Source organism: Micromonospora sp. NPDC005367 (assembly GCF_040606825.1).
GTDB lineage: Bacteria > Actinomycetota > Actinomycetes > Mycobacteriales > Micromonosporaceae > Micromonospora.
Window position 1 is genome coordinate 40,335 of record NZ_JBEXFP010000051.1, and the last position, 7,442, is coordinate 47,776.

Consider the following 7,442-nt stretch of genomic DNA (forward strand, 5'->3'; position numbering starts at 1 on the left):
GCGGGACGTGGTGGTGGGGCCGGTCGCGCGGGCCGGGGGATTGTTCGCCTGGGTGGGGGGGCTGGCGGGGCGCGGGGTGGGGGGGGCGGCCGCCGCCACCGCGCCGGTGTTCATCGGCCCGATATGGGTGTCGTTGCTCTCCGGCCGGATCACCGAGCAGGCGGCGCCGTGCCTGGCCGGCGGGCTCGCGTTGCTGATCGCGTTGGCCGTGCGAGGCCGGCATCCGGTGCGGATGGGTCTGCTCGCCGGCCTGGGCGGCGCCGGGGTCGTCATGATGCACTCCTACGACGTGCTCTTCATCGGGGTGCTCGCGATCGGCCTGGTCGTGGCGTTGCGAGAGCACCTGCGGTGGCGGACCGCGGGAGCGGCCGCCGCCGCGATGGTGGTCGCCGGGATCGGCACGGTCGCGCCGCTGCTGGGCGCGATCGCCGGCGCGGGCGGCGAGCGCCTGACCGAGAAGCCGCAGCTGCTCGGCCGGTGGGGCGAGGCGGTCCAGTTCTGGTTGACCGACCCGCAGCGGTACGTCCTGCTGGGTTTCCCGACGCCGGGCACCGAGCACGTCGCGCCCTGGCCGCTGAGCGTCCGGATAGGTCTCTGGATCACCGTCGCCTGTCTGCTCGCCTCGCCGCTGGCCCTGGTGCTCCGGTCGCTGCGCTGGGCCCGGCCGTGGCTGGCGGCCGGGCTGTTCTTCACGCTGGTCGGCGTCGTAACCATCAGTTCGAACGCCGGGCTCGTGCAGAGTCTGAGCGCCCTCTGGTACGGCGATCCGGCACGCCTCTGGTCGATGATCTTTCCGGTCTACGGGGTGGCCACGGTGGCCGGTGCGGTGGTGCTCGGGCTCGGTCTGCGCCGGCTGCTCGCCCTGCTCGGCGGGCGGGTGGCGGCGCTGCGGCGGCCGACCCGCGCCCTGACGCCCGGTGCCGCCGTCGCCGCCGCGGTGGTGCTGAGCCTGGCGCTGCTCGCCGCCCTGCCCGGCAGCTGGCACCCGTTGCGTGGTGAGGTGAAGCGGCGGGCCCCGGTCGGCGACTCCTACGACCGCGCGTTCGAGTGGCTCGACGGCCGGGTGCAGCCCGGCCAGGTCGTCGCCTACGACCGGCACCGGCAGTTCATGACCTGGTCGTACGCCGACCACGGCACACCGCTGCTCTTCGGCATGCCGCCGTCGCAGACGGCGGTGGCGGAGAACTGGGAGGACCGCTGGCGCGCCTGGCGCTGGCTGGTGAACAACGCCGACGCGCCGCCCGCCGGCTGTGCCGTTCGCCGGCTCGGCATCGGGTACGTGATCGTGGGCAGCGCGAACTACCCGGGCTGGCGGGCCCACTATCGACAGTCGCGGCTGGACCGCAGCGACCGCTTGACGCCGGTGCACCGGGTCGACGGCATCCGGATCTACCAGGTGACCGAGGCGGGACGGGTCTGCCCGGACGCGGCCGGGTGACGTACGGAACCATCCGGCAGTAAACACTCGGTGACCGGATGGCAGCCAACAGCTGAACTAGTTGCTACTTTCGTGGATGCCCGGCCATCCGGCCGCTCGCAGGACGAGGAGGCGCAGGCCGGGCAGGAGATTCCAGCACACGCCGACCCGGTCATCGGACCGGCACCGGGAGACGGGGGCAAGGTGAACCACAGGCACCTCAGCAGGCGACCGGTGATCGGTCGCGGCGCCGGCCGGCCGGTCAGGGCCTGCTTGCGACGGGAGGCCGTGCGTTGATAGCGCTACGTGTCTACCGGATGCTGCCGAAGGAACACCGGCTCCGGATGCTCCAGGTCCTGCCGCCGCAGCGGCAGCTCTGGCTGGTGCGGCGGTTGACCCGGATCTCCACGCGCGGGAAGCGCACCCCGCTGGGCAAGCTGCGCACGGTGCGCGACGGCGCGGCCCAGGTCCAGGCGCGGGTGGTCGCGGCGGCGACGCCCGCCGAGCGGTGGCGACACAACCTCGACCTGGTGACCGCGGCGTTCGACGAGGCCGGGGTCCCGCACTTCGCGGTGCCGACGTTGGACGAGCGCTGCAGCGCGGTCGCCGTACGCGAGCAGGACCGGGACGGGGCGCTGCGGGCGCTGGCCACGGTGGGCGCGAAGGACGGCGTGACGGTCCGCCTCCCCGATCGCGCGCGGCCGGGTCGGCAGGGGACCGTCGCGGAGGTCTTCGCCGCGGTCACCGACCCGTTCGGCCGTACCGTCCTCGGTCGGGCCTTCGCCTGTCACGTGGAGTTCTGGGCGGACGCGCCGGCCGAGGAGTACCCGGTCCCGCACATCACGGCGCCACGTCCCAACCGGATCGCCGCGGCCCTGCCCACGACCGGCGTCACCGTCGCCGTGCCGACCCGGCGACTGAGCCGCTTCGCCGGTGACGACACCACCTGCCGGAGCCGGGCCGAATACGCCGGTCTCGGCCACGACCAGGTCACGTTCCCGATCGACGTGGTCTACACCTGGGTCGACGGGGACGACAGCGACTGGCGCGAGCGCAAGAACCGGGCGCTGCGTGAGCACGGCGCGGCCGAGATGAACGAGGTCGCCGCGAACGACGCGCGCTACGTCAGCCGCGACGAGCTTCGCTACTCCATGCGGTCGCTGGTCGCCTACGCGCCCTGGGTCCGGCAGGTCTACCTGGTCACGGACGATCAGGTCCCGCCGTGGCTGGACGTCATGCACCCGATGGTCCGGGTGGTGCGGCACCGGGAGATCTTCGCCGGCACCGGGCGGCTGCCCACCTTCAACTCGCACGCCATCGAGTCCCGGCTGCACCGCATCCCCGGGCTCAGTGAGCACTTCGTCTACGTCAACGACGACATGTTCTTCGGCCGGCCGTTGCTGCCGACCGCGTTCTTCCACGCCAACGGGATCGCCAAGTTCTTCCCCTCACCTGCCCAGCTCGACGTCGGCCCGGCCACCGTGCACGACGCCCCGGTCACCGCCGCCGGTAAGAACAACCGGCGGCACATCGAGGAGCGCTTCGGGCGCACCATCTCGCAGAAGATGCGGCACGTGCCGTACCCGCTGCGTCGGAGTGTTTTGGAGGACATCGAGCGGCAGCTGCCGGACGAGGTGCTGGCCACCGCCGAGCACCAGTTCCGGCACCCGGGGGACCTGTCCATCCCGTCGTCGTTGCAGCACTACTGGTCGTACCTTTCCGGCACCTCGGTTCCCGGCTCCATCCGGTACACCTACGCCGACCTGGCGCACCCCTCCACTCCGGTGAAGCTGGCCGCGCTGCTGGCCCGGCGGCACTGTGACGTGTTCTGCCTCAACGACACCGACTCCAGCGAGGTCCTGCTCTCCGAGCAGCAGGCGATGCTGGCGGACTTCCTCTCCGCGTACCTTCCGTTCCGGGCGCCTTTCGAGGTGTCGCCGGAGGTGGAGGCGCAGCGGCGGGGACGCACCGCGTCCGCCCTGGCGGCGGAGCTGCTCACCGCCGCGCCGGTGGGCGCGGCTCCGCGGCAAGGCGCCGGTCGCACCCCCCTCGGTCCGGCCGGCCAGCCCGAGCCGGTGCACTGACGGGCGGGGTGGTGGCCGTGCGGCGCGGTGCCACCAGCACCGCGGGTGGCGCGGCGCAGAGCCTGGGTGATTCCGGGTACGACGGGTGTGCCGGTCCGACTCCGGCCGGCGCGGATCCGTCCGCAGGTCAGACGGGCAGGGTGGACGGGCGCCGGCGCGGGACGTGACGGCGGTACAGGCTCACGCTCTCCTCGCCCACCAGCCAGAACCGCCAGGGCGTGTCGTGTGCCGCGGCGACTCCGACGCGCGGTCCGGCGGCGATCAGGGACGGGTCCACGGGTGCCGGCGGTGGGGTCAGGAGTATCGGCCCGGAGCCGTCCAGGGCTGACGTGCCGTTGGCGTCGCGGTCGAGTCCGAGCGCCCTGACGAGCCGCGCCGGCCCGCGAGCGAGGTCACGATCCGGGGCGTTGCCCCGGCGCTCCCGGGCGATCTCCAGCCCTTCGGTCACGGCTCCGGCGCGCAGCAGGACGGCGGCTGCCTCACCCTCGCGGCCGCACACGATGTTCATGCACCAGTGCATGCCGAACACGAAGTACACGTAGACGTGTCCCGCCGGTCCGAACATGACCTCGTTGCGGGGAGTCGGCCCTCGGTGGGCGTGTGAGGCCGGGTCCTCCCCGGTGCCGGCGTACGCCTCGACCTCGGTGAGCCGGATCCGGACGCCGTTGGCCGATACGGTCCAGCCGAGCAGGGTTCGGGCGGTCGTCGCGACCTGTGCGGCAGGTGCCTGGAGCCAGGGGTACGTCATCGTGGGGCAAGGGTACCGGGGCAGTGGCCGCACGACCTCCGGTGGTGCGGGCGAGCAGCGTGAGTGGCTTCGGGCGGGGTAGTCCCCGGCCGGAAGGACCCGCGACCGGTGGGGTGACGGCCACCACGATGGTGGTCCATTGTTGGAATTATTGAGTCGTCAAGTATGTTGTCGGGTGCGTAACGGCCGCCGGGCCGCGGCCAACAACCCGAGGAGCTGTCATGCAGTTCGGAATCTTCACCGTCGGTGACGTGACGGTCGACCCGACCAACGGCCGGGAGCCGACCGAGCATGAGCGGATCAAGGCGATGGTGGCCATCGCCTTGAAGGCCGAAGAGGTGGGGCTCGACGTGTTCGCCACGGGCGAGCACCACAACCCGCCGTTCGTGCCCTCGTCACCGACGACCATGCTCGGTTACATCGCGGCGCGTACCGAGCGGCTGCTGCTCTCCACCGCGACCACGCTGATCACCACCAACGACCCGGTGAAGATCGCGGAGGACTACGCGATGCTGCAGCACCTGTCCGACGGTCGAGTCGACCTGATGATGGGGCGCGGCAACACCGGCCCGGTCTACCCGTGGTTCGGCCAGGACATCCGCAACGGCGTCCCGCTCGCCATCGAGAACTACGACCTGCTGCACCGGCTGTGGCGGGAGGACGTGGTCGACTGGAAGGGTCGCTTCCGCACCCCGCTGCAGTCGTTCACCTCGACGCCTCGCCCCCTGGACGGCGTACCGCCGTTCGTGTGGCACGGTTCGATCCGCAGCCCTGAGATCGCCGAGCAGGCCGCGTACTACGGTGACGGCTTCTTCCACAACCACATCTTCTGGCCGAAGGAGCACACCCAGCGGTTGGTGAACCTCTACCGGCAGCGCTTCGAGCACTACGGCCATGGTTCTGCCGACCAGGCCATCGTCGGCCTCGGCGGGCAGGTGTTCATGCGGAAGAACTCGCAGGACGCGATCCGTGAGTTCCGGCCGTACTTCGACAACGCCCCGGTCTACGGGCACGGGCCGTCGCTCGAGGAGTTCACCGCGGAGACGCCGTTGACCGTTGGCAGCCCGCAGCAGGTCATCGACCGCACCCTGTCCTTCCGCGACTACGTGGGCGACTACCAGCGTCAGCTCTTCCTCATGGACCACGCCGGGCTGCCGCTGAAGACCGTGCTGGAGCAGCTCGACATCCTCGGCGAGGAGGTCGTCCCGGTGCTGCGCAAGGAGTTCGACTCGCTCCGTCCCGCGCACGTTCCGGCGGCGCCGACGCACGCCTCGCTCGTCGCCGCGGCGGGCGGCGCCAAGGACAGCACCGTCCACGCCGTCGACGACGTGACGGGCAAGGCGCCGGAGGCGAACCGATGACGCAGCGCACCCTCGCTGTGGTCTCGGCCGGCCTCAGCCAGCCGTCCTCCACCCGACTGCTCGCCGACCAGCTCGCCGCCGCCACGCGCGACGAGCTGGTCGGCCGGGGCGAGACCGCCGAGCTGCGTCACGTCGTCCTGCGCGAGCACGCCCACGACGTGACGAACCACCTGATCACCGGTTTTCCGTCCGAGTCGCTGCGTGCGGTGCTCGACACGGTGACCGGCGCCGACGGGGTGATCGCGGTCACGCCGATCTTCAACGCGTCCTACAACGGACTCTTCAAGTCCTTCTTCGACCTGATCGAGGCGGACGCGTTGACGGACCGACCGGTGCTGATCGCCGCGACCGGCGGCACGGCCCGGCACTCACTGGCCATGGAGCACGCGATGCGACCGCTCTTCGCCTACCTGCACGCGGTGGTGGTGCCGACGTCGGTCTTCGCCGCCCCGGAGGACTGGGCGAGCGGGACGGCCGACGCCGCGCTGCGGTCCCGGATCGAGCGGGCCGCCGCCGAACTCGCCGAGCAGGTGCACCGACGGCCGGTGTCCACCGGACCGTCCGATCCGTTCGCGCTGACGACCAGCTTCGAGGAGCTGCTCAACCGGCGCGAACCCTGACCGGGGCCGCGCCGCCGACGGCCACGCAACGCTCGTCAGCCCGCCCGGTCGTACGGGTGGGCGACGAGCACCGGGCAGTGGGCATGCTGCACCAGCGCCTGGCTCACCGAGCCGAGCAACATGCCGGTGAAGCCGCCCCGGCCCCGGGTGCCCACGACCACCAGCGCCGCGTCCCGGCTCGCCTCGATCAGCGCCTGCTCGGCTGACGCCGCGCGCACCGTCCGGCCCGTGACGGTCAGGTCGGGGTGCTCGACCCGGGCCGCGGCGACGGCGGTGGCGAGCAGCGGCTCGTCTTCCGGGGGCGTCGGCCCGCCCGCCCGCGGGTCCCGTGCCCCCACGGCATCGGCATGATCGCCTCCCGTCACGTGCACGAGCACCAGCTCGGCGCCGCGCCGGACGGCCTCCTCGGCGGCGTAGCGGACCGCCAACGACGCGGACTCCGATCCGTCGACGCCGACGAGCACCGGTCCCAGCACGGGCGCGGGCCCGCCGGCCGGGCGTACCACCAGCACCGGACAGTGCGCGTGCGCGGCGACCTGCGCGCCCACCGAGCCGAGCAGCAGACCGGTGAAGCCGCCCAGGCCCCGGCTGCCCACCACCACCAGTTCCGCGCGGTGCGACTCCTCGACGAGGGCCGCGCCCGGACCGCCGGCCACCTGCCGCACCTCGACGTGCAGCCCCGGCCGGTCGCCGGCCAGCTCCGCCGCCGTCTGCTCCAACATCCGCTGCGCCGGCTCGGTCGGCGCCGGCACACCCAGGTCGTACGGGTTGAGCGGCACCCCGTAGCCGAGCGGATGCAGGTACCCGTGCACCAGGTGCAGGGGAAGTTGCCGGCGTACCGCCGCACGGGCCGCCTCTTCGGCCGCGACGAGGCTCGCCGGGGATCCGTCCACTCCCACCACGACGGGTCGGTTCATTCGGCCTCCCAACGCTCGACCAGGTCATTGTCGGCGCGGTCGTACCCGTCCGCGGGATTTCCCACCCGCCCGATGTCGCTGCCGCGCAAGTCGCACCCGCGAGGCGCCGGGAACCGCACCGACCCGCCGAGAGCACGGTGACCGACCACCGCGCCCCGCGCGGGCGCCGCCACGACGACGAGCGGCCGTGGGGGCCCCCCGGGGGGCCCGCCCCCGGCAGCCAACGGGCGCGCGGCCCCCCCCCCGCCCCGCCCCCCCGCGGGTAGCCCCAGGCGCCCCACAACCCACCCCCGCG

At 72.8% G+C, this 7,442-nt stretch carries 6 protein-coding genes; 4 read left to right on the plus strand and 2 right to left on the minus strand.

Features of this window, described 5'->3' with window-relative positions; translation table 11 throughout:
* On the plus strand, positions 1–1,438 hold a 1,438-nt coding region (locus ABZS42_RS26745; RefSeq protein WP_355149784.1), incomplete at its 5' end, for a DUF6541 family protein.
* Between the two features lie 272 nt (positions 1,439–1,710).
* Positions 1,711–3,501 (plus strand): stealth family protein, encoded by a 1,791-nt coding sequence (locus tag ABZS42_RS26750; protein WP_355149786.1) that lies wholly within the window; start codon positions 1,711–1,713, stop codon positions 3,499–3,501.
* A 127-nt stretch (positions 3,502–3,628) separates the two neighbouring features.
* Here ABZS42_RS26750 and ABZS42_RS26755 read toward each other — a convergent pair whose 3' ends face one another.
* Positions 3,629–4,249 (minus strand): DNA-3-methyladenine glycosylase, encoded by a 621-nt coding sequence (locus ABZS42_RS26755; RefSeq protein ID WP_355149788.1) that lies wholly within the window; start codon positions 4,247–4,249, stop codon positions 3,629–3,631.
* Between the two features lie 221 nt (positions 4,250–4,470).
* Here ABZS42_RS26755 and ABZS42_RS26760 point away from each other — a divergent pair, with 221 nt between their 5' ends.
* Both ABZS42_RS26760 and ABZS42_RS26765 read left to right on the plus strand, forming a co-directional pair.
* On the plus strand, positions 4,471–5,610 hold the full coding sequence (locus ABZS42_RS26760) for an LLM class flavin-dependent oxidoreductase (RefSeq protein WP_355149790.1): 1,140 nt from the start codon (positions 4,471–4,473) through the stop codon (positions 5,608–5,610).
* Positions 5,607–6,230, plus strand: a complete 624-nt coding sequence (locus ABZS42_RS26765; RefSeq protein WP_355149792.1) for an FMN reductase — start codon at positions 5,607–5,609, stop codon at positions 6,228–6,230. The genes ABZS42_RS26760 and ABZS42_RS26765 overlap by 4 nt, the downstream gene beginning before the upstream one ends.
* A 35-nt stretch (positions 6,231–6,265) precedes the next feature.
* Here ABZS42_RS26765 and ABZS42_RS26770 read toward each other — a convergent pair whose 3' ends face one another.
* Positions 6,266–7,147, minus strand: coding sequence for a universal stress protein (locus tag ABZS42_RS26770; protein WP_355149794.1), 882 nt, complete (start codon positions 7,145–7,147; stop codon positions 6,266–6,268).
* Between the last annotated feature and the right edge of the window lie 295 nt (positions 7,148–7,442).

Bases quoted from the DNA above. Each gene is read 5' to 3' on its own strand.
- ABZS42_RS26760 (WP_355149790.1), top strand. From the start codon at position 4,471: ATGCAGTTCGGAATCTTCACCGTCGGTGACGTGACGGTCGACCCGACC.
- ABZS42_RS26755 (WP_355149788.1), bottom strand. From the start codon at position 4,249: ATGACGTACCCCTGGCTCCAGGCACCTGCCGCACAGGTCGCGACGACC.
- ABZS42_RS26770 (WP_355149794.1), bottom strand. From the start codon at position 7,147: ATGAACCGACCCGTCGTGGTGGGAGTGGACGGATCCCCGGCGAGCCTC.
- ABZS42_RS26765 (WP_355149792.1), top strand. From the start codon at position 5,607: ATGACGCAGCGCACCCTCGCTGTGGTCTCGGCCGGCCTCAGCCAGCCG.